This is a genomic window from Caulobacter zeae, assembly GCF_002858925.1.
Lineage (GTDB): Bacteria > Pseudomonadota > Alphaproteobacteria > Caulobacterales > Caulobacteraceae > Caulobacter > Caulobacter zeae.
Genome location: NZ_PJRS01000009.1, coordinates 142701 through 164093, shown reverse-complemented (window position 1 = coordinate 164093; position 21393 = coordinate 142701). Strand labels below are relative to the sequence as shown.

The window sequence follows — 21393 nt, the reverse complement described above, 5'->3', positions numbered from 1 at the left end:
TGGTTTGTAGCGTCGCCCGGACGCGCGGCATAGAAGGGCCGCATGGAATTTGCTTCTGTCAGCCGGCGCGGCGCGCTCGGCACGCTGTCTCTCGGAGCGCTGGTGGCCATGCTCCCCCGTCTTGTTGCGGCGCAACCGGCGCCAGTTGAAGGCGAGGCGTTCTCGCCCGACATTCTGCGCGGCCTGGCCGAAAGCCTGGCCAAAAAGCCCTATCGCGCGCCGGTCGCCGGCGGCGACAAGGGCTTGGCGGGCCTCTCCTACGACGAATATTTCCGAATCCGATTCCGTGGCGAGCACGCCCTGTGGGCCGAACGCCCGGCGCCGTTCCGCGCCGAGTTCTTCCCGCCGGCCTATCTCTATCCGCGCGTCTTCCCGATCTATGAGGTCGAAGGCGGGGTGGCGCGGCCGGTGCCGTTCGATCCGGAGATGTTCGACGTGCCGGGCGAGCACGCCGGGGCGGCCAAGGCCATAGGCGGCTTTTCGGGCCTGCGGCTGCTGTGGCCGCTGAACCGCGCCGACAAGCTGGACGAGATCGCCGTCTTCCAGGGGGCGAGCTATTTCCGCAGCCTGGGCCGCGACCAGTTCTACGGCCTGTCGTCGCGGGGACTGGCTATCGGCGCGGGCGAGCCCAACGAGGAGTTTCCGAGCTTCGAGCGCTTCTGGCTGGAGCGTCCGGACGACGGCGCCGAGACGGTGGTGGTCCACGCCCTGATGGACAGCCCCAGCTGCACGGGCGCCTACAGCTTCACCATCCGGCCGGGCCAGGCGGTGACCTTCGACGTCACGGCGACGATCTTCCCGCGCGTGAAGATGACCAGGATGGGCGTGGCCGCGCAGAGCAGCATGTTCCTGTTCAACGTCTCGGACGGGCCGCGGGGCGACGACTTCCGCACCGCCGTGCACGACAGCGACGGCCTGGCCATGCTGACCGGGACCGGCGAACAGATCTGGCGGCCGCTGACCAATCCGACCGCTCACCGCCTGTCGTACTTCCAGGACGAGAACCCGCGTGGTTTCGGCCTCGTGCAGCGTGCGCGGCGGCTGGAGGACTACGGCGACCTGGAGGCCCGCTACGACCTGCGGCCCAGCCTGTGGGTCGAGCCCCTGGGCGACTGGGGCAAGGGCGCGGTGGTGCTGGCGGAACTGGCCACCCGCAAGGAGAGCGACGACAACATCGCCGTCTTCTGGCGGCCGGAGAAGGCCTGGGAGGCCGGCTCGCGCGTGGACCTGTCCTACCGCCTGCACTGGGGCGGCGAGCGGCTGGGCGATGGCGAGGCGAGGGTGGTGCGCACCCGCACCGGCGCCGACGCGCAGGACGGCCTGCGGATGTTCACTATCGACCTGTCGGGGCCGATGCTGGCCGACGGGCTGGACGGCGTGAAGCTCGACATCGAGGCCAAGGGCGGCGAGACCACCTGGAGCAACATCACGCCCTATCCCCGCGCGGCGACCGCCCGGGCGGCGTTCGGCCTGAAGCCCACGGGCAAGCAGGCCGAGCTGAGCCTGCGCCTGATCCGCGACGGCAAGCCGATCTCGGAGACCTGGCGCTACCTCTGGACGGCGTGACCGGACGTCGCAGGGCGGCCGCTTGTACGGCTTTTGCGTAAGAACCCGCCTGGGTTTCAATCTTGGTTAATGAATTGCCGTCACGGCTCTTCCGATCAGGATTCCAGTGACCAGGGGTGGCGGCATGAGCGCGCAGAACCAGCTCGACCAGCGCATGAGCTTCATGCGCTTCGACCACAAGGACCGCGCCGCCCTGCGCGCCGCCAAGCCGGTGATCGACGCCGAGATCAACGGCGCGCTGGACGCGTTCTACGCGCAGGTCCGGGCCTTCCCCGAGACCCGCAAGATGTTCTCGAGCGACGCCCACATCAGCAACGCCCAGGGCCGCCAGGCCTCGCACTGGCGTCGCCTGGCCACGGCCGAATACGGCGTCGACTACCAGGGCGACGTCGCCCGCATCGGCAAGGCCCACGCCGTCATCGGGCTTGAGCCGCGCTGGTACATCGGCGGCTATGCCCTGGTGGCCGAGAAGCTGATCCGCGCCATGGTCGAAAAGCGCGCCAAGGGCCTGTTCGCCAACGCCAAGAACGACGCCGACCTGGCCGACGGCCTGGTGGCGCTGAACAAGGCCGTGATGCTGGACATGGACCTGGCCATCTCGACCTATCTGGAACTGTTGCAAGACGAGCGCGACCAACTGGAAGCCGAGCGCGCCAGCGCCGAGCAGCGCCAGGCCGACGCCGTGCGCGCCGTGGGCGACGCCCTGTCGCGCCTGGCGGCCGGCGACCTGTCGGCCCGGGTCGACGGGGCCCTGTCTCCCGAGTTCGTCAGCCTGAAGTCCGACTTCGACCAGGCCGCCGCGGCCCTCGCCGAAGCCATGGGCGCGGTCGACCGCGCCACCCGCGGCATCCGCTCGGGCGCCGACGAGATCGCCTCGGCCGCCGACGACCTGGCCATGCGCAGCGAGCAGCAGGCCGCCACCCTGGAACAGACCGCCGCCGCCGTCGAGCAGCTGACCTCGACCGTCGCCAAGACCGCCCAGAGCGCCCGGGAGGTCTCGTCCCGCGTCGGCGAGGCCGCCACCGAGGCCCAGCGTTCGGGCGCGGTCGTGACCCGCGCCGCCGAGGCCATGAGCCAGATCGAAAGCTCGTCCAACCAGGTCAACCACATCCTGGGCGTGATCGACGAGATCGCCTTCCAGACCAACCTTCTGGCCCTGAACGCCGGGGTCGAGGCCGCGCGGGCGGGCGACGCCGGCAAGGGCTTTGCGGTCGTGGCCCAGGAAGTGCGGGCCCTGGCCCAGCGCTCGGCCGAAGCCGCCAAGGAGATCAAGAGCCTGATCTCCGACTCCAGCCGCCAGGTCGGCGAGGGCGTCGAGCTGGTGCGCCAGACGGGCGACGCCCTGCGCGGCATCGTCGACAAGGTCGGCGCCATCGACAGCCTGGTCAACGAGATCGCCGCCTCGGCCAACGAGCAGGCCAGCGCCCTGACCGAGGTCAACAGCGCCGTCGGCCAGCTCGACCAGGTCACCCAGCGCAACACCGCCATGGCCCAGCGCTCCACCGACGCCACCCGCGCGCTGCGGGCCGAAGCAGCGGACCTCGCCAACCACGTCGGCGGCTTCCGGATCGGCTCGACCGCGCCGGCCCAGCGCTACGCCGAGCCGGAGCATCCGGTGCACGCGGCCCGCGCCAAGGTCGCCGCGTTCGCTCGTCCGGGCCGCTAAGAGTTTTAGGCGTTAGAGATCAGAAGGGGCGCGGTCCGGCAGGGCCGCGCCCCTTTCTCGTTGTGGTCAGGGCTTGGGTGTGTCCGCGGCCACGACGTAGTCGGTGCTCGTGGGGCCGTAGCCGAAGATGTAGACGCTGGCCGGCTGGTCATGCGTCTGGGCGAAGTGATCCACGCCCGCCGGCTCGGTGTAGAAGCTGCCCGGCGGCAGCTCCTTGACCAGCGGGTCCTCGTTCTTCTTTCCGTAGCCGAAGAACCAGGCGCCGGAGACCACCACGGCCGTGCGGTCGTCCTTGTGGCTGTGGGCGGCGATGCGCGTATGGGGCGGCACCCGGATCTCGATCGTGTAGGGACCGGCCTTGGTCGGATCGCCGTAGAGGGTCGTCGTACGGATCCCGGCGACGCCGGAGGTGCCGGCCCCCGCGCCGCCCTTGGCCAGGGCCGCGATCTCGGGCGGGGTCAGGCGCAGGTCCTGGGCGTGGAGGGGGCCGGCCGAGGCGACGCTCGCCAGGGTCAGGCCAAGGATGGCGGCGAGGCGCGGGCTCACGGCCTGACCGCCGGCTTGGCGTCGAGGAAGTCGTGGACGATCTTCACCGTCGCGACCGGGTTCTCTTCCATGATCCAGTGGCCGGAGGCGGGGATCACGCCCTCGGTGACGTCGCTGGCGGTGTAGCGCATCACCGCCGCCATGGTCAGGCCGAACGACTTCTCGCCGCCTAGGGCCAGGACCGGCATCGGAAGCTTGCCCTTCTCGGCGAGGATGGCCTTGTCGTCGATGGCGTCCTGGTCGAAGGCGGCGAACTGGGCGAAGCCGGCGTGCATGGCGCCGGGCTGGGCGTAGAGCTTGGCGTAGTGGACGCGGGCGCCCTCCGAGAACTTGGCCGGGTCGGCCGAGAACTCGTTCCAGAAGCGGTCGAGATAGATCCGCTCGCGGCCCGCCACCAGCCGCTCCATGTCCGGCCCGCCGAAGCGGAAGTGCCAGAGCAGCGGGTTCTTGAGGATCTCCTCCCAGGGGCCGATCCCGGGCACGGGGGCGTCGATCAGCACGAAGCGGCCCACCCGCTCGGGGCTGCGCATGGCGAAGGCGTAGCCGACCATGTTGCCGATGTCGTGGGTGACGAGGTCGGCCTTGTCGACCTTCAGGGCGTCCAGCACCCCGGCCACGTCGCCGGCCTGGGTCTTCTTGTCGTAGCCGCCGGCCGGGCGCGACGACAGGCCAAGGCCGCGCAGGTCGGGCACGATGACCGTGTGGTCGCGGGCCAGGTCGGCCGCCAGCGGCGCCCACATGTCCCCGGTCTCGCCATAGCCGTGCAGCAGCACGACCGCCGGACCCTTGCCGCCGACCCGCACGTGGATCGTCGCGCCGTTGGTGGTGATCTGGCTGGTCTTGAAGGCGGCGGGGAAGGGCGGCGGCTGGGCGAGGCTCGGCGAGGCCGAGGCCAGGCCGGCGGCGAGGACGGCGGCCGCTGCGGCGCCGAGGAATGTACGGGTCATCGGTGTCTCTCCGGAGGCGTGCGGCCGGCGTTCGTCGACGCCCCCGCGATTTCCGATGACACTGTTCTTCTGGTGTGCTTCAGCCCTCAAGGCCAACCGGGGAGCGAGGGTTTACCCGGATGGGTATGCGGGCGCGGCGAGGTTCGGCGCACTGTGGGGCCTGGCTTCAGTCCGGCTTCAGGGGGACGCGATGATCGACTGTCGAGGTTCGCGGGCCGCCCTCGCGTTGGCGCTGCTGGCCGCGCTCCTGTTGGCCCCGACAGCGGCGCCGGCGCAGTCCGACGCCCTGTCGATCACGCAGTTTCGCCATACGGCCTGGCGGGGCGCTGCCTCGGCGCCAGGGCGGATCAACGACATCACCCAGACGCGGGACGGTTATCTGTGGATTTCCGGTTCGGACGGCCTGGCGCGGTTCGACGGCGTGACCTTCGACACCTACTCGCCGGCGAGCGATGATCCCACCGTCTTCTATGGCGTCGCCCAGATGCTGGAGACCCGCGCCGGCGAACTGTGGGTCGGGCGGTTCCAGGGCGAGGGGGTGTCGATCTTCCGGGACGGTCGGTTCGCCTCGACCGGCATGCCCGATCCCTCGCGCCAGATCACCGAACTGCTGCAGGACCAGGACGGCGTCATCTGGGCGGTCAACGCCAGGGCCACGAACTCGCTTTCGCGGTTCGTCGGCGGGCGCTGGGAGACGCTGGGGGCGGGCTGGGACGCGCCGGACGGGTGGATCATGTCGATGGCGGCGGCGCGCGACGGCGTGCTGTGGGTGGCCACGATGGACAAGCTGTTCTTCCTGCGACGGGGCGCGCGCCGCTTCGAGACGGCCAACGCCAGGGTCGAGAGGGGCGCCGGGCTGGCCGAGGACGGCGCCGGCCACATCTGGATTTCCGACCAGGCGGGAACCCGCCGACTGCCGGACTACGCCGCGGGCCAGACCAGCGCGCGGGGCCTGCCCAACTATCCGGCGCCGGGGCGGCGGCTGCGCACCAAGATCGTCTTCGCGCCCGACGGCAGCCTGTGGGGTGCGACCGGTTCGGCCGGCCTGTTCCGTATCACCCATCCCGACGGCCCCGGCGTGATGACGACCTACGGCGTGAAGGACGGCCTGACCGACGACCAGACGGCGTCGATCTTCGTCGACCGCGAGGGCACGGTTTGGACCGGCGGCGACCGGGGCCTCAACGCCTTCGTGGCGCCCAGCATCGTCGAGGAGGCGGCGATCCCGGCCGGGGCGGACGAATACTACGTCGCCGAGGACGGCCGGGGCCTCGTCTATGTCAGCGACAGCGCCGGCCTCTTCGTGATCCGCCCCTACAAGCCGCCCGTCCGGATCCGCCAGGGGCTGACGCGCGACATCGTCCTGTGCGGTGGTGAAGGCGCCGTCTTCCTGCTGCACGACGGCGTCGTGGACGAGATCCGGGACGGCCGCACGGTCCGGTCCTTCGCGATGGACAAGCCTCGGACCCTGTTCCGTTGCGCGGTCGGGACCGGCGGGCGGCTGTGGGTCTCGTCCAATGACCACAGGCTGGCCATGCACGACGCGACCGGCTGGCATGACCGGCGGACGCTGACCAGCGGCGTCGACGAGCAGTTCGCGGTCGACCGGCGAGGACGGCCGATCGTCATCAGCGGCTTTTCCAGCCTGACCCGCATCGACGGCGACAAGACCGCGGCCTGGAGCGCCGCGCAACTGCGGCTGGGGCGCCTGACCTTCGTCAACGACGGCGCGGCCGGCCTGGTCGTGGGCGGGGCGGCGGGCCTGGCGCGGCTGTCTTCCGGCCGTATCGAGCACATCGACCTGCGTCGCCATCCCTGGCTGCGCAACGTGCGCTACATGCTGGAGACGCCCGACGGCGAGGTCTGGCTGTTCACCTTCTCGAGCATCGTGCGGCTGTCGGCGGCCGACCTGGCCCGCGCCTTCGCCAATCCCGACGCGCCGATCCCGCACCGGGTGTTCGACGAACTGGACGGCCTGACCAGCGGGTCGGCGCGCTACGACGGCGTACGCGCCGCGCGGGGCGGGGATGGACGCCTGTGGTTCCTGGGCACGGCGGGCGTCATGCGCATCACGCCCGGCGGCCTGGTGCGCAACGATGCGCCGCCGCCGGTGCTGATCAGGGCGGTGAGGGCTGGCGAGCGGTCGTTCTCGCCCACGGGAGCGGTGTCGCTGCCGGTCGGGACCTCAAGGTTGCAGATCGACTATGCCGCGCTGAGCCTGCGCACGCCCAGCCGGGTACGTTTCCGCTATCGGCTGGCGGGGGTCGACGAGGCCTGGGTCGAAGCCGGTTCACGCCGCACCGCCTTCTATAACAACCTGCCGCCGGGCCAGTATCGCTTCACGGTCGTGGCCGCCAACGACGACGGGGTCTGGAACGCCACGGGCGCGTCGCTCGACGTGAGCGCGCCGCCGACCTTCTGGCAGTCGCGACTGTTCCTGGTGCTGTGCCTGCTGGCTTTCGCGGCCATGGTCTGGGGGCTCTACCGCGTTCGGCTGCGGGCGGTGACGGCTCGAATCCGTACGCGGATGAACGAACGGATCGCCGAGCGTGAGCGCATCGCCCGCGAGCTGCACGACACCCTGTTGCAGGGCGTGCAGGGCCTGATCCTGCGCTTCCAGCTGATCGTCGAGGACCTGCCGCGCGACCAGCCCCAGCGGGCGCCGCTGGAGCGGGCGCTCGACGCCGCCGACGAGGCTTTGGGCCAGGCCCGCGACCGGGTTCTGGACCTGCGCGGGGCCGACCGCGCCGAAGACCTGGAAGCAGCGCTCTCCAAGCTGATCCAGGCGCAGGGCGGCGAGACCGGGCCGGCGGTGGGCGTCTTCGTCGAGGGAACGCCCCGGGCGCTGGACGAGATCGCCGCCGACGAGGTGCTGGCGATCGTCGGCGAGGGGGTGGCCAATGCCCGGGCCCACGCCGGCGCCGGCTGCATCGAGGTTCGCGTGGCGTTCGGATCGCGCCGCCTGACCGTGTCGGTGGTCGACGACGGCAAGGGCATGGCGCCCGATATGCTGCGCGAGGGCGGCCGCCATCGTCATTTCGGCCTGGCCGGCATGCGCGAGCGGGCCCGAACCCTCAGCGGCGGGCTGGTCATCGACAGTCCGCCGGGCGGCGGGACGCGCATTGTCGTCACCATCCCGGCGCGGACGGCCTATAGTCCCAGGCCTTGGCCGTCGTGGCGCGCGCTGCTCTCCTGGAGACCCTGGCATGGATGACCCGAGCGCCCCCACCGGCCTCATCCGGATCCTGGTGGCCGACGACCACCCGATGCTGCGGGACGGCATCGTCGGGCTGATCGACCGGCAGGCAGACATGCAGGTGGTGGGCGAAGCGGCCGACGGCGTCCAGGCGCTGGAGGCCTTCGCGGCCCTGCGTCCCGACCTCACCCTGATGGACATCCAGATGCCGGGCATGGACGGCGTGGCGGCGATCGAGCGGATCCGGGGCCTGGATCCCCGGGCGGCGGTGATCGTCCTGACCACCTATCCCGGCGACACCCTGGCCCTGCGCGCCCTGAGGGCGGGAGCCAGCGGCTACCTGCTGAAGAACTGCATCCGCAAGGAGCTCCTGGAAACCATCCGCAACGTCCATGCCGGGCGGCGGGTGCTGGCGCCGGAGATCGCCCAGGAGATCGCCCTGCACGCGCTGGAAGAGCCGCTGACCGACCGCGAGCGGGTGATCCTGCTGCAGGTGGCCGAAGGAAGGGCCAACAAGGAGATCGCCCGGCGCATGTCGGTGTCGCCCGATACGATCAAGGCCTGCCTCAAGACCATCTACCTCAAGCTCGACGTCGGCGATCGCACCCAGGCGGTCGTCGCCGCCGTGCGCCGAGGCTACATAGGTCTTTAGGGCTCTAGGGGGCCGGCGGCGGGGCCGTCGAGGCGCGGTGGATCAGCTCGAACGGCAGCAGTTCGTCGATCGGGGCGGCCATCGCCCCGGCCGCGCCGCCCTTGACCTGGCCCTTGATGAGCAGGCGCGTGGCCAGTTCGGCCATCTCGACCACGGGCTGGCGCACGGTGGTCAGCTGCGGGCGCGAGAAGCGGGCGCTGGGGCTGTCGTCGAAGCCGGCGACCGAGACCTCGCCCGGCACCAGCACGCCCGCCTCGGCGGCGGCGGCCAGGACGCCCAGCGCCATGTCGTCGTTGGAGGCGAAGATCGCCGTGGGGCGGTCGGGCAGGGCCAGCAGGGCCTTGGCCGCGTCGTGTCCCGACTGGAAGGTGAAGTCGCCTTGGCGGATCCAGGCCTCGTCGACGGAAAGGCCGCGGGCTTCCATCGCGGCGAGGTAGCCGGCTCGGCGGGCCTGGCTGGCGCCGTGGCGCGGCTCGCCGACCACGAAGCCGATGCGCTTGTGGCCAAGGCCGGCCAGGTGCTCGGTGACATCGCGGGCGGCGGCGAAATTGTCCATGTGGACGCGCGGGCCGGGGCCGTCGGCCTCTTCCGGGCCCAGGCGCACATAGGGCGTACCGGCCTTGTTCAGCAGCTCCAGCACGATCTCGTTGTCGGAGCTGGGCGGGGTCAGGATGACGCCGTCGGGCTTGAGGGCCGCGAGCAGGGCGCCGACCTCCTGGCGAATCTGCGGGGCCTCGTGGTCGATCAGCTCGACCAGCAGGTGGTAGCCGGCGTCGCGGCATTGCAACGTGGCGCCCAACTGGATGCGCGACAGGTAGTCGGCGCCGCGCTCGCTGCGCCAGTGGTCGATGGTCAGGGCCGCGTCGACGAACACGGCGATGACGAAGCTCTTGGAGCCGGCCAGGCTGCGGGCCGACAGGTTGGGGCTGTAGCCGAGCGCCTGAGCGGCCTCGACCACGCGCTCGCGCATCATCGGCCGCACGTTCGGCTCGTTGTTCATGACCCGCGAGACGGTCTTGATCGAAACCTCGGCGCGCGCCGCCACGTCGTAGATGGTCACCGAGGCCATCGGTCTGCCGTTTCCCCCGCTAGCGGACTCAACCCTTTGTCCGAGCCTAGAGCATTTGTCGTGCCTAGGGCGACCCCGCCAGCGATGAAAAAACTCGCGGACAGGCCTGAAGGCCCCTTGCCGGGCGCTGGCGGCGCGGCGAAGGTCGCCGGGCAGGCGAACGCGGCGGCTTTAAATGACCGCGTCGGTTACAGGGAGCAGCCATGTCGCGGAGCGGCGCCAGCCGGCCGGTGCAACCGGTTCGGCCCAGTTTCATCGCCGCCTTCACCTTCGCCCAGATCGGCGCGTTCATCAGCTTCATGCCGTTGATCCAGGTGCTGCTGCCGCTGAAGGCCGCCGCGCTGGATCCCGCCCTGAAGGCCCTGGTGCTGAGCCAGACGGCGTTCTGGGGCGCGCTGACCGCCAGCATCGCCAACCTGCTGGCCGGCGCGATCAGCGACCGGACGACCTCGCGCTTCGGCCGCCGGCGGCCCTGGCTGCTGATCGGCCTGGTGGGCACCGTGCTGGCCTATGGCGCGATCATGCTGGCCGACAGCCGGCTGGAGCTGATCCTCGGCGTCATCGTCTTCCAGCTGGCCTTCAACATGCTGTTCGCCGCGCTGCTGGCCCTGCTGCCCGACCGCGTGCCCGACGCCCAGAAGGGCCGGGTGGCGGCGTTCCTGAGTCTCGGCCATCCCATCGGAGCGGTGGCGGGCGCGGTGCTGGTCGGCGGCCTGCTGGCTTCGGAGGCCTCGCGCTATGCGGCCATCAGCGTGGTGCTGGTGCTGGCCATCGCGCCCTTCGCCCTGCGCCTGAAGGACCCGCCGATCACCGCCGACGCGACCGAGCGCTTCAGCCTGGTCGGGTTCCTGAAAGGGCTGTGGGTCGACCCGCGCAAGCATCCCGACTTCGCCCTGGCCTGGGTCAGCCGGTTCATGGTGCTGGTCGCGATCACCCTGACCCAGTGCTACATGCTGTATTACCTCCAGGACGCGCTGAACTATCCGGCGCTGTTCCCCGGCCGGCGGGCCGAGCAGGGCCTGGCCTTGCTGACCACCGTGGCGACCGTGGCCAACGTGGCCTGCGCGATGCTGTTCGGCATGCTCAGCGACCGGCTGGGACGGCGAAAGCTGTTCGCGGCGGGCGCGGCGATGATCCTGGCGGCGGCCATGGTCACCTTTTCGCTGACGCCGGGCTGGGGCGTGGTGCTGGCCGGCTTCGTGGTCTTCGGCTGCGGGGCGGGCTGCTACTACGCCGTCGACATCGCCCTGGTCAGCCAGGTGCTGCCCTCGCAGGACGACGCGGGCAAGGACCTGGGGGTCATCAACCTGGCCAACACGCTGCCCCAGGCCCTGGCCCCGGTGCTGGCGGTGTGGTTCCTGGGGCCCAGCCGCACGGACTATCACGCGCTGTTCCTGGTGGCGGCGGGGCTGGCCATGGCTGGCGGTCTGGCGATCCTTCCGATACGGGGCGTGCGCTAAACTCTGTGGGGGCGCCCTCGTCCTTCGACAGGCTCAGGATGAGGGCTATTGCCGGCGTGCGAATTCGGTAGAAGACCTCACCCTGAGCTTGTCGAAGGGCGAGGTCTTCGGTCCCGCTCGTCATCGGATCCGCCGTGCCCGAATTCCTCACCATCACCGATCCCGCCGACCCGCGCGTGGCCGCCTATCGCGACATCAAGGAACGCGACCTGGTGGGCCGGGAAGGGCGGTTCATCGCCGAGGGCGAGACGGTGCTGCGGGCCTTCGTACGCGACGCGCCCCAGCGGGTGGAGTCGCTGCTGATCGATCCCAAGCGTCGCGACAAGCTGTCGGAGGTGTTCGACGGCCTGCCCCAGGCGACGCCGGTCTACCTGGTCGAGCAGGCGGTGCTGGACGCGCTGGCCGGCTTCCACCTGCATCGCGGGGTGCTGGCGGTGGGCCGCAAGCCCGATGCGATCCCGGCCGCCGACCTCTTGGCGGGCCTGCCCGAGCGGGCGGTGGTGCTGGCGCTGTTCGGCATCGCCAACCACGACAATCTGGGCGGCATCTTCCGCAACGCCGCCGCCTTCGGGGCCGATGCGGTGCTGCTGGACGCCGACTGCTGCGATCCGTTCTACCGCAAGGCCATCCGCGTCTCGGTAGGAGCGACGCTGAGCGTGCCGACCGGATACATCGGCCGGGGCGAGGACGCCGTCGACCTGCTGCGCGGCGCGAGCTTCACGCCGCTGGCCCTGACGCCGTCGGCGGAGCGGACGCTAGCCGAGATGGAGCCGCCGGCCCGCGCGGCGGCCCTGCTGGGCGCGGAAGGGCCAGGGTTATCGGCCGACGTCATCGCGCGGGCGCAGGGGATCGGCATTCCGATGGCCAATGGCTTCGACTCGCTGAACGTGGCGACCACCAGCGGGATCGTGCTGCATCACCTGAGGTTCGGCGGTCGCTGAGCTTGTCCACCGGTTACCGAGGGCCTTAAGGTCCGCGCCAAACTTAAGTTGGCGCGTGATAGCCGCCGAAACCGCTGACACTTTCGGCTATCACGCTTGCAGTAGAGTTCGGGAGAAACGTCATGCCGCAACTGAACCGCCGGAGCGCCTTCGCCCTGCTGGCAGGGATCACCGCCCTGTCGAGCGCGAGCATGGCCAACGCTGCGCGCAAGCCGGCCGTGCCCGAGCCGAGCGAGGTGCGGCCGCTGTGGCCCAATGATCCGCCAGGCTCGGCCGGCGTGACGGCGCAGGAGACGGTGATCGAGCGCAGCGACGGCAAGGGGCCGCGCGACCGGGCGGTGACCCACACCCGCAAGCCGACGCTCAGCCTGTTCCGTCCCCGCAAGCCCAACGGCGCGGCGGTGATCCTGATCCCCGGCGGCGGCTATGAGCGCGTCGTGATGGACAAGGAGGGCTTCGAGACCGCCCAGTGGCTGGCCGACCGCGGCTACACCTGCTTCGTACTGCTCTATCGCCTGCCGGGCGACGGCTGGGGCGCGGGGCCGGATGCGCCGCTTCAGGACGCCCAGCGGGCCCTGCGCCTGGTGCGCTCGTGGGCGCCGGGCATGAAGTTCGCGCAGAACCGCATCGCCATCATGGGCTTCTCGGCCGGCGGGCACCTGGCGGCCAGCCTGACCACCCGCTTCGAGGCCCAGGTCTATGACCGCGTCGACGCCGCCGATGATCTGTCGGCGCGCCCGGACCTGTCGGCCCTGATCTATCCGGTGATCACCATGGTGGCCGGGACCACCCACGCCGGCTCGCGCAAGCAGCTGCTGGGCGCCGCGCCCTCGTTCGAGGCGGTGCAGGCTTATTCGGCCGAGACCGGCGTCGGCGGGCGCACGCCGCCGGTGTTCCTGGTCCATGCCGCCGACGACAAGGCCGTGCCGGTCGAGAACAGCCTGATGATGTTCGCCGCCCTGAAGGCCAAGGCGATCCCCGCCGAACTGCACGTCTTCGAGGAAGGCGGCCACGGTTTCGGCCTGCGCTCGATCGCCGGCAAGCCGGTGGAGGCCTGGCCGTCGCTGTTCGAGGCGTACGCCAAGAAGAAGGGGATCTGAGAGGGGGAGGGCGTCGGACGCTTTGCCCCTACCTTCCCCCGATCGGCGCCATGGTCCCCGAGGCTGGCGCGTAGCTGTAGCCGCCGCGCTTGAGGTCGGCCGAGAGGGTGAGGGGGGCGACGCCGCCGTTGAGGCGGGCGCGGTAGACCATGGTCGTTTCCAGCGTGCGCATCACGTAGTTGCGGGTCTCGCTGAACGGGATGCACTCGATGAAGTCGAGCGGGTCGGTGCTGGCGCCGCGCGGGTCGCCGCACAGGGCGGTCCACTGCGGCGGACGGCCGGGGCCGGCGTTGTAGGCTGCCGCGGCCATGATGTAGGAGCCGCTGAAGCGGTTGATCATGTCGCCCAGGTACACCGAGCCCAGGCGCATGTTGTAGTCGGGCTCGAACAGGCGATCGACGCTGTGGCTCTCGCCCAGCTTGCGGGCGACGCCGGCGGCGGTGGGCGGCATCAGCTGCATCATGCCGCGCGCGCCGACGCCCGAGCGGGCGCGGGGGTCGAAATTGCTTTCCTGGCGCGAGATCGAATAGACGAAGGCGGTCTCGGCCGCGCCCGGAATGGGCGTGAAGTGGTGGTCGAGCAGGGGATAGCCGCGCTCGGGCAGGATGAAACCGCGCTGGGCGGCGGTGCGGACCGCGCGCATGGCCAGGTCCTGGTCGCCGGTGTTGCGGGCGAAGTCGACCAGCAGGGCCTGTTCCTGGGCGGTCGGCAGCTGGTCGTCGATATAGAGAACCAGGGCGCGGAAGGCGTCGTTGGCGCCGACGTCGCGCAGAAGTTTGGCGGCGCGGATCAGCTCGCGGCTCTCGAAGCGGGCGCGGTCGGCCTGCGTGATCACCGGATCCTTGTCGAGGCGGATCTCCTTGATCCCCGCCTTCTCGGCGGCTAGCTGGCCGTAGAAGGTGGTGATGTGGCGCGCGCCCTCGGCGTAGAAGGCCTGGGCGGCGATGACGTCGCCCTGCGCCTCGGCCGCGCGGCCCTGCCAGTAGAGGGCGCGGCCGCGGGTGATCGGCGAGGCGCCGATCTCGTTGATGCGGCCGAAGTGGGCGGCCGCGGCGTTGGCGTCCTTCAGGCGCGACAGCGCGATCCAGCCGGCGAAGAACTCGGCCTCGGCCGCGTCGGCGCCGCCGGGCAGGCCGGCGTTGGCGGCGGCGTAGGCGCCGCGGCTGTCGCCGTTCTTGATGGCCGACATGACCAGTTGCTTGCGCTCGCGCCAGATGGGGCCGGCGGTGTCGTCGGACGGCGGGGCGGCGGGGAAGTAGCGCACCAGGTCGAGCGCCATCACGTCCATGCCCTTGCGGCGCATATAGGACGCGCGCTCGAAGGCGACGCCCGGCGAGACCTGCTGGGCCGGGGTGAGGGCGGCCACCAGGTCGTTGGCGTTGGAGGCGTTGGAGCGCAGGGCGATGCGGGCCTGGGCGGTGGCCTGCTGGTCGTAGGGCAGCATGGCGACCATGTCGCGCGCGGCCGGGCCTTGCGGTCCGTACAGCAGCATGTCGGCGCGCTGGGCGTAGTCGTCGGCGGTGAGCATCGCGCCGAAGCGGGCCTGCATGGCGCGCTGGGCGTCGGCCTCGAAGGTCTTGCCGCGCCAGAAGCGGCGGATCAGGTTCGTGGCGTCCTGGGCCCGGCCGCTGGCTTGGTAGGCGCCGGCCAGCGCCATGGCGCCTTCGGCGGTCTGCGGTTCGGAGCCGCCGAACCAGGCGATGGTCTGGGCCGGGGTGAGGCCGGAGGTGGACAGCGCCTTCTCGGCGGGCAGGTCGCGGCGCGAGCTGCGCGGCCAGCCGTTGAGGTCGCGACGCGCCTGGTCCAGCTCGAAGAAGCTCATGCTCTCGGCGCCGACATCGGCCAGGGCCCACAGGGCGATCTTGCGGGCCAGGGGATCGGAGATGCCCATCATCGCCGCGCGCACGGTCGAGGCCGAGCGCTGGCCCATCACCGCCGCGCGCAGGTTGGCCGCGTCGGTGTCCGACAGCGTGCCGGCGTAAGCGGTGGGCGGGGTGCTGACGAGGCCGGGGCGGGCGCTGCCGGTATAGGGCTGGGGCGCGCTCGGCAGGCCCTCGTCGTCCAGCTGCTCTGTCTGGGCGTCGGCGACGCTCGCAAACAGGGTCAGGCTGACGCAACCGAGAAGAAGCCGACGAATCCCAAAAGCCAAAACGCGGTCTCCTTCAGTGCCGAGGCGGTGGTCCATGCCCTTGATGGGGGCGTCTGGCGGCCGATTTTGGGCCGCACGAGCCGTATAGCCCGGTTCGCCGCTTGATCGACCCGCCTTTCAACACCGCAGAGTGACGAAAAGGTCGGAACGACCAGTTGCGGTCGACGGGGGCGGAGACATATTGTCCGCCCCCACGTTTCAGCCGCAACTCTCGCGGCGTCTGCTCACGGCAAATTGCAAGTCATGGTCCATTCCCCTTTCAAGGGCGTCATCCCGGCCCTGGTCACCCCGTTCCTGAACGGCGAGGTCGACGAGAAAGGGTTCGTCGCCCTGGTCGAGCGCCAGATCGCCGGCGGCGTGCACGGCCTGGTGCCGGTCGGCACGACGGGCGAGACCTCGACCCTGTCGCATGACGAGCACAAGCGCGTCGTCGAGCTGTGCGTGAAGACCGCCCGCGGCCGCGTGCCGGTGATCGCCGGCGCGGGGTCGAACTCGACCGACGAGGCCATCGATCTGGCGCGCCACGCCAAGACCGTCGGCGCCGACGCGGCCCTGGTGGTCACGCCGTACTACAACCGCCCCAGCCAAGAGGGCATGTACCAGCACTACAAGGCGATCAACGACGCCGTGGAGCTGCCGGTGTTCGTCTACAACGTGCCGGGCCGCAGCGGCGTCGACATCTCCAACGACACCCTCGTGCGTCTGTCGAAGCTGCCCAACATCGTCGGCATCAAGGACGCCACCGGCGACCTGACGCGCATCAGCATGCAGCGCATCACCTGCGGGCCCGACTGGGTCATGCTGTCGGGCGATGATCCGACCGCCCTGGGCTACATGGCCCACGGCGGGCACGGGGTGATCTCGGTCACCTCGAACGTCGCGCCGGACGCCTGCGCCACCTTCATGAACGCCTGCGTCAGCAACGACTGGGAGACGGCCCGCTACTGGCAGGACCGCCTGATCAAGCTGCACAAGGCCCTGTTCCTCGACTCGTCGCCGGGCCCGACCAAGTTCGCCCTGGCCCAGCTTGGCCTGTCGACCGAGGACGTGCGCCTGCCGATCACCCCGTGCAGCGAGGCCGTGCGTCCGGCGATCGTCGAGGCCATGCGCGAGGCGGGTCTGGTCTGATGACCAAGCCGATCGCGGAAAACCGGCGCGCCCGGTACGACTACTTCATCGAGGAGACCTTCGAGGCCGGCATCATGCTGACCGGCACCGAGGTGAAGTCGCTGCGCGTCGGCCGGGCCAACATCGCCGAGTCCTATGCTTCGGTCGAAGGGCGCGAGATCAAGCTGATCAACGCCGACATCCCGCCCTACGGCCACGCCAACCGCTTCAACCACGAGCCGCGCCGCCACCGGAAGCTGCTGCTGCATCGCAAGCAGATCGAGAAGCTGATCGGCGCGGTGCAGCGCGACGGCCGCACGCTGATCCCGCTCAAGCTCTACTGGAACGAGAAGGGCCTGGCCAAGCTGGAGATCGGCCTGGCCAAGGGCAAGAAGAACCACGACAAGCGCGAGACCGAAGCCGCCCGCGACTGGGCGCGCGACAAGGCGCGCCTGATGAAGGGCGACCGAGGGGATTGATCCTTAGGGTCGGAGAACCTCCCCCTGTGGGGGAGGTGATCGCGAAGCGATCGGTGGGGGGGCTGACTTCCCATCGCCCCGAAAGCTGAAAACGTCCCCCCACCGGCCTTCGGCCGCCTCCCCCAGAGGGGGAGGATCTTCGTCACAGACGCTCTCCCTGAAAGGGGGAGCTGTCGCGGAGCGACTGAGGGGGAAGGGGCTGCGGCGGTGGCGGATCTACCGACCTCATCAGGAGCTTCCCCCTCCGGCCCTTCGGGGCGCCTCCCCCTTCAGGGGGAGGATCTTGACCCTGGCCCGGCTCTTGCTCCTTCTTTCCCGAAGGAGTCCGCCATGTCCGATACTGGTGCAAACACGGCCAAGGTCGCGCGTCCGCTGTCCCGCGGCGGGCCGCTGGACGCGCTGCGGTTCTTCGCGGCCTTCTTCATCGTGGTCTATCACTACGCCGAGCAGGCGCCGGTCTCGCTGTTTGCGATCCATCCGGCGTTCGGGCGCGGCTACCTGGCCACCGACTTCTTCCTGCTGCTGTCGGGCTATGTGCTGGGCCGGGCCTATGGCTCGCGGGTCGCGGCCGGCCAGATCCATGACGGCGCCTTCCTGGTCAAGCGCATCGGCCGGGTGTGGCCCGCTCACCTGGTGATGATCGCCGCCTTCGTGGCCCTGGTGCTGGGCACCACGGCGCTGGGCATGCAGCCGCGCAATCCGCAATGGTACCAGTGGGACCAGTTGCCCCAGCAGGTGTTCCTCATTCAAACGTGGGGCTTCCAGGGGCCGTCGGGCTGGAACATGCCGACCTGGACGCTGTCGGCCCTGCTGGTCTGCTACGCCCTGTTCCCGACCATGTGGCGGGCTTTCGGCAGGATCGGCTCGCCGTGGATGGCGCTGCTGGTCGGCGCAGCCGTGTTCGTGGCTGTTGACGTCTTCTCGCGCCAGGTGTTCGGCCTGCCGTCGTTCCACCTGCACCTGAAGAACGGCCTCTACCGCGCCATCCCGCTGTTCCTGATGGGCGTGCTGATCGCCCGCCTGGCCCGCGAGGTCGTCATCGGCCCGAAGCTGGCCGACGCCCTGGCCGTGTTCGCGGTGGTCGGGTTCGTGGTGCTGAACGTCGTCGGCGAGTTCGCCTATCCGAGCCTGGCCTTGCTGGGCCTCTTGATCTTCGCCGCCAGCGGCTCGGCCCAGAACGGCTGGGGCTGGGCCAAGACCGGCGGGCGCCTGTCGTTCTCGCTCTACCTGACCAACCAGTTCGTCGGCGCGGTGTGGTTCGCCATGCAGCGCCTGCTGGACCAGAAGGTCGCGCTGCCCGAGGCCGCCCACTGGGCGATCTGGGCCATGGCCTTCCCGGCCGCCCTGGTGTTCGCCTGGCTGTTCGAGCGCCTGGTCGACGCGCCGCTGCAGGACTGGCTCAAGCCGCGCCTGGAGAAGGCCACGGCCGGCTGGGGCGGCAAGCGCGAGCGGAACCAGGCGGCGCAAGCGATGGTTACGCCCTTGCCTTGAATGGCGCGCCCTGAAATCGCCTTGCCGTTCGCGGCGAGATAGGCGACGAGGGATGAAACGCGCGTTCAAAACGCTGCTCTAGGGAGTCGAACTACCAATGCTCAGGACCGCCATCCTCGCCGCCGTCGCCAGCGCCGCCTTCGTCGCGCCGGCCATGGCCGCCGACATCTCGGGTCTGTGGCAGACCGAGACCAACGGCGGCCAGGTCGAGATCAGCCGCTGCGGCAACAGCCTGTGCGGCAAGCTCTTGACCTCGGACAACATCAAGAAGAACCCCGCCCTCAAGGACGAGAAGAACAAGGACCCGTCGCTGCGCACGCGCCCGCTGAAGGGCCTGCAGCTGCTGTGGGGCTTCAGCGGCGGTCCGACCGAATGGACCGGCGGCAAGGTATACAAGGCCGACGACGGCAAGACCTATTCGGGCACCATCACCATGACCAACGCCGACACCCTGAAGCTGAAGGGCTGCGTGGTCGCGCCGCTGTGCAAGACCCAGACCTGGACGCGGGTGAAGTAGTATCCAGGACCCTCCCCCTGAAGGGGGAAGTGGCGCGAAGCGCCGGAGAGGGAAGTGGTCGCGGCGGGGCCGCTGAAACTTCCTTCTCCGTCGTCCCTTCGGGCCGACACCTCTCCCTTCAGGGAGAGGGTCTTTGCGCTCAGAGCGGCGCGCACACCTCTTCCAGCCAGGCGCGGATCTCCGGCTCGACGCGCGGGCCGATCTCCTTGAGCACGCGGGCGTGGTAGGCGTCGAACTGGGCGACCTCCTCGGCCGTCAGCAGCGCCTTGTCGACCAGGCGGCGGTCGATGGGGGCCAGCGTCAGGGCTTCGAAGCGGTGCATCGGGCGATCGCCGCCGGCCACCGGTTCGGCGGGCATGACCACTTCCAGGTTCTCGATGCGGATGCCGTATTCGCCGTCCTTGTAGTAGCCGGGCTCGTTGGAGACGATCATGCCGGGCTGCAGCGCGATGGTGTTGGGCGCCTTGCTGATCCGTTGCGGACCCTCGTGGACGCCCAGATAGACCCCGACGCCGTGGCCGGTGCCGTGGTCGTAATCCAGCCCGTGGGCCCAAAGCGCCATTCTGGCCAGGGCGTCGATGGCCGAGCCGGTGGTCCCGGCCGGGAAGCGCAGGCGGGCGATGGCCAGGTGGCCCTTCAGGACCAGCGTGTTGCGCGTGACCATCTCGGCCGAGGGCTCGCCGATGGCTACGGTGCGGGTGACGTCGGTGGTGCCGTCCAGGTACTGGCCGCCGCTGTCGACCAGCAGCAGCGAGCCCCGCGCGGCGCGCTCGTTGGAGCGCTCGGTCGGGCGGTAGTGGGGCAGGGCGCCATGGCCGTTGGCCGCGCCGATGGTGTCGAACGACAGGTCCTTCAGCACGCCCGTGGCCTCGCGGAAGCTTTCCAGCTTGGCGACGGCCTCTTTCTCGTCCGGCGGGCTCACCTGGCCCTCGGTGGCCAGCCAGTGCAGGAAGCGGGTCAGGGCGGCGCCGTCGCGGCGGTGGGCCTCACGCGTGCCGTCCAGCTCGACGCCGTTCTTGCAGGCGCGGGGCATCGTGCAGGGGTCCATGCCGCGCACGACCTTGGCGCCGGCGGCGACCAGGGTGTCGAAGTACCAGGCCGAGGACTGGGCCGGATCGACCAGCACCGACTTGCCCGACAGTTCGGCCAGGGCGCCTTCGAGGGCCTCGGGCGCCTCGAGCGAGACCTCGTTGCCGAGCCAGGCGGGCAGGTCCTCGGTGACCTTGGCCGGGTCGAGGAACAGGCGGGCGCTGCCGTCGGCGCGCAGGACTGCCTGGGCCAGCGGCAGGGGCGTGCGGATGACGTCGCCGCCGCGGATGTTGAACAGCCAGGCAATCGAGGACGGGGCGGTGATGACGGCGGCGTCGGCGCCGAGGCCCGAACCGACGCGGGCGCGCTTGGCCGAGCTTTCCTCGCCGGCGTACTGCACCGGATGTGGCACGACCGGCGCCTGCGGCTGGGCCGGACGCTGAGCGCCCCAGGCCTGGTCCAGCGGGTTGGCGGCGACGGGCTTGAGCGTCGCGCCGGCGCGGGCGGCGGCGGCTTTCAGCACGTCGAGCGCGGCGGGGCTGTGCAGGCGGGCGTCGTAGCCGATCACCGCACCCTTGTGAGCGGTCTCGAGATAGGCCGGCACGCCGCCCTCGACGAGGTCGCGGATCTCGAACACGCCCTGGTCGACCTGCTCTCGGACCTGAAGCGTATAGCGGCCGTCGACGAAGACGGCGGCGCGGTCGCTCATGATGACGCCGGCCCCGGCCGAGCCGGTGAAGCCGCTGGCCCAGGCCAGGCGGTCGTTGGCGGCGGGCAGGTATTCGTTCTGGTGCTCGTCCTCGTGCGGCACGAGGAAGCCGTCCAGACCCTGGCGGGCCATGGCCTCGCGGATCAGCGGAACGTGGCGCGGGCCAAAGCCCGGATCGGTGGATTCATCGAAGGTCTGGCGCATGACGACCGATGTATGCCGCATGCGCCAGACTTGGAAGGGGAGTTATCGCGGCTGGTCGGCCTGGGGCGACGTACCCGTGCCGTCGGTCGCAGCCGGAGCGGTGGCGGCGGCGTCCTGCGCCGCGTCGGCGGCGGTCTGGGCCTGGATCTCGGTCTGCCGACGCACGCTCTCGGCGGCGGAGGCGGCTTCCCGGGCCGAGGCTTCGGCGGCCTGGCGGGCCTGGTCGGCGCCGGTTTGCAGGCCCACTTGAGCGCCCTCGACCAGGCCGGCGGCGCGGCCTTGTTCCTGGGCCTGGGCGAGCTGGTCGGAGCTGGCGGCCATCGGGCGCGAGGTCAGCATGAAGGCCACGGCGATCACCGCCACGATGGCCACGACGCCGGCGACCAGCCAACCCAGCGGGCTGGACTCGCGCCGGACCTCGACCACGCGCTCGGGCTGTCGCGGGGCCTCGGGGTGAAGCGAAGGATCGGTGTAGGTCATGGTCGTTTCCTCGAACGATGTTGTCCGGGAAAACGTGGAGCCAAGCACAGGCGTTCCGCCCCTCGCGATCGAGGGGCGGCGCCGG

Annotated in this window: 17 protein-coding genes; 11 read left to right on the top strand and 6 right to left on the bottom strand. The window is 70.6% G+C overall.

The annotated features are described in order from the left end of the window. The first annotated feature begins 42 nt into the window (after positions 1-42). A complete protein-coding gene (locus SGCZBJ_RS03340) occupies positions 43-1566 on the top strand; it encodes an OpgD/OpgG family glucan biosynthesis protein (protein ID WP_101716606.1) in 1524 nt (507 codons plus the stop codon). Between the two features lie 124 nt (positions 1567-1690). Beyond that, positions 1691-3232 (top strand): globin-coupled sensor protein, encoded by a 1542-nt coding sequence (locus tag SGCZBJ_RS03335; RefSeq protein ID WP_101716605.1) that lies wholly within the window; start codon positions 1691-1693, stop codon positions 3230-3232. Between the two features lie 66 nt (positions 3233-3298). Here the strand turns inward: SGCZBJ_RS03335 and SGCZBJ_RS03330 are convergent, their stop codons facing one another. Then, the gene (locus SGCZBJ_RS03330; protein ID WP_101716604.1) at positions 3299-3778 is read right to left on the bottom strand and encodes a cupin domain-containing protein; all 480 of its coding nucleotides are present in this window, start codon (positions 3776-3778) and stop codon (positions 3299-3301) included. Continuing rightward, on the bottom strand, positions 3775-4725 hold the full coding sequence (locus SGCZBJ_RS03325; protein WP_101716603.1) for an alpha/beta fold hydrolase: 951 nt from the start codon (positions 4723-4725) through the stop codon (positions 3775-3777). Before SGCZBJ_RS03325 ends, SGCZBJ_RS03330 begins: the two co-directional genes overlap by 4 nt. A gap of 190 nt (positions 4726-4915) precedes the next feature. Here SGCZBJ_RS03325 and SGCZBJ_RS03320 point away from each other — a divergent pair, with 190 nt between their 5' ends. Beyond that, positions 4916-7939: a sensor histidine kinase gene (locus SGCZBJ_RS03320; RefSeq protein WP_133149171.1), complete on the top strand. Its 3024-nt coding sequence runs from the start codon at positions 4916-4918 to the stop codon at positions 7937-7939. Beyond that, positions 7932-8573 carry a response regulator gene (locus SGCZBJ_RS03315; protein ID WP_101716601.1) on the top strand — a complete coding sequence of 214 codons (642 nt, stop codon included), beginning with the start codon at positions 7932-7934 and terminating at the stop codon, positions 8571-8573. Before SGCZBJ_RS03320 ends, SGCZBJ_RS03315 begins: the two co-directional genes overlap by 8 nt. Positions 8574-8577: 4 nt before the next feature. Here SGCZBJ_RS03315 and SGCZBJ_RS03310 read toward each other — a convergent pair whose 3' ends face one another. Next, the gene (locus SGCZBJ_RS03310; RefSeq protein WP_101716600.1) at positions 8578-9642 is read right to left on the bottom strand and encodes a LacI family DNA-binding transcriptional regulator; all 1065 of its coding nucleotides are present in this window, start codon (positions 9640-9642) and stop codon (positions 8578-8580) included. Positions 9643-9845: 203 nt separating this feature from the next. Here SGCZBJ_RS03310 and SGCZBJ_RS03305 point away from each other — a divergent pair, with 203 nt between their 5' ends. From SGCZBJ_RS03305 to SGCZBJ_RS03295, 3 genes are all read left to right on the top strand, one after another. Continuing rightward, positions 9846-11102, top strand: a complete 1257-nt coding sequence (locus SGCZBJ_RS03305; RefSeq protein ID WP_101716599.1) for an MFS transporter — start codon at positions 9846-9848, stop codon at positions 11100-11102. 134 nt (positions 11103-11236) lie between these two features. Next, the gene (locus SGCZBJ_RS03300) at positions 11237-12043 is read left to right on the top strand and encodes a TrmH family RNA methyltransferase (RefSeq protein ID WP_101716598.1); all 807 of its coding nucleotides are present in this window, start codon (positions 11237-11239) and stop codon (positions 12041-12043) included. 122 nt (positions 12044-12165) lie between these two features. After that, entirely contained in the window at positions 12166-13143 is a 978-nt protein-coding gene (locus SGCZBJ_RS03295; RefSeq protein ID WP_101716597.1) for an alpha/beta hydrolase, read from the top strand. Between the two features lie 28 nt (positions 13144-13171). Here SGCZBJ_RS03295 and SGCZBJ_RS03290 read toward each other — a convergent pair whose 3' ends face one another. Next, positions 13172-15292, bottom strand: coding sequence for a lytic transglycosylase domain-containing protein (locus SGCZBJ_RS03290; protein ID WP_420808146.1), 2121 nt, complete (start codon positions 15290-15292; stop codon positions 13172-13174). Positions 15293-15535: 243 nt separating this feature from the next. On the opposite strand from SGCZBJ_RS03290, the gene dapA reads away from it, so the two are divergent. The 4 genes from dapA (at position 15536) to SGCZBJ_RS03270 (ending at position 18886) form a co-directional block, all read left to right on the top strand. Then, positions 15536-16420 (top strand): 4-hydroxy-tetrahydrodipicolinate synthase, encoded by an 885-nt coding sequence (gene dapA / locus SGCZBJ_RS03285; protein WP_101716595.1) that lies wholly within the window; start codon positions 15536-15538, stop codon positions 16418-16420. Next, positions 16420-16878 carry an SsrA-binding protein SmpB gene (gene smpB, locus SGCZBJ_RS03280; protein ID WP_058349779.1) on the top strand — a complete coding sequence of 153 codons (459 nt, stop codon included), beginning with the start codon at positions 16420-16422 and terminating at the stop codon, positions 16876-16878. Before dapA ends, smpB begins: the two co-directional genes overlap by 1 nt. Before the next feature lie 330 nt (positions 16879-17208). Beyond that, positions 17209-18369, top strand: a complete 1161-nt coding sequence (locus tag SGCZBJ_RS03275; RefSeq protein WP_101716594.1) for an acyltransferase family protein — start codon at positions 17209-17211, stop codon at positions 18367-18369. A 97-nt stretch (positions 18370-18466) separates the two neighbouring features. Next, on the top strand, positions 18467-18886 hold the full coding sequence (locus SGCZBJ_RS03270) for a DUF2147 domain-containing protein (protein ID WP_101713653.1): 420 nt from the start codon (positions 18467-18469) through the stop codon (positions 18884-18886). A gap of 139 nt (positions 18887-19025) precedes the next feature. On the opposite strand, the gene SGCZBJ_RS03265 is transcribed toward SGCZBJ_RS03270, so the two are convergent. Further along, on the bottom strand, positions 19026-20828 hold the full coding sequence (locus tag SGCZBJ_RS03265) for an aminopeptidase P family protein (protein ID WP_101716593.1): 1803 nt from the start codon (positions 20826-20828) through the stop codon (positions 19026-19028). A gap of 42 nt (positions 20829-20870) precedes the next feature. Next, complete coding sequence (locus SGCZBJ_RS03260) at positions 20871-21308, bottom strand: hypothetical protein (protein WP_101716592.1); 438 nt, start codon at positions 21306-21308, stop codon at positions 20871-20873. Positions 21309-21393 lie beyond the last annotated feature (85 nt).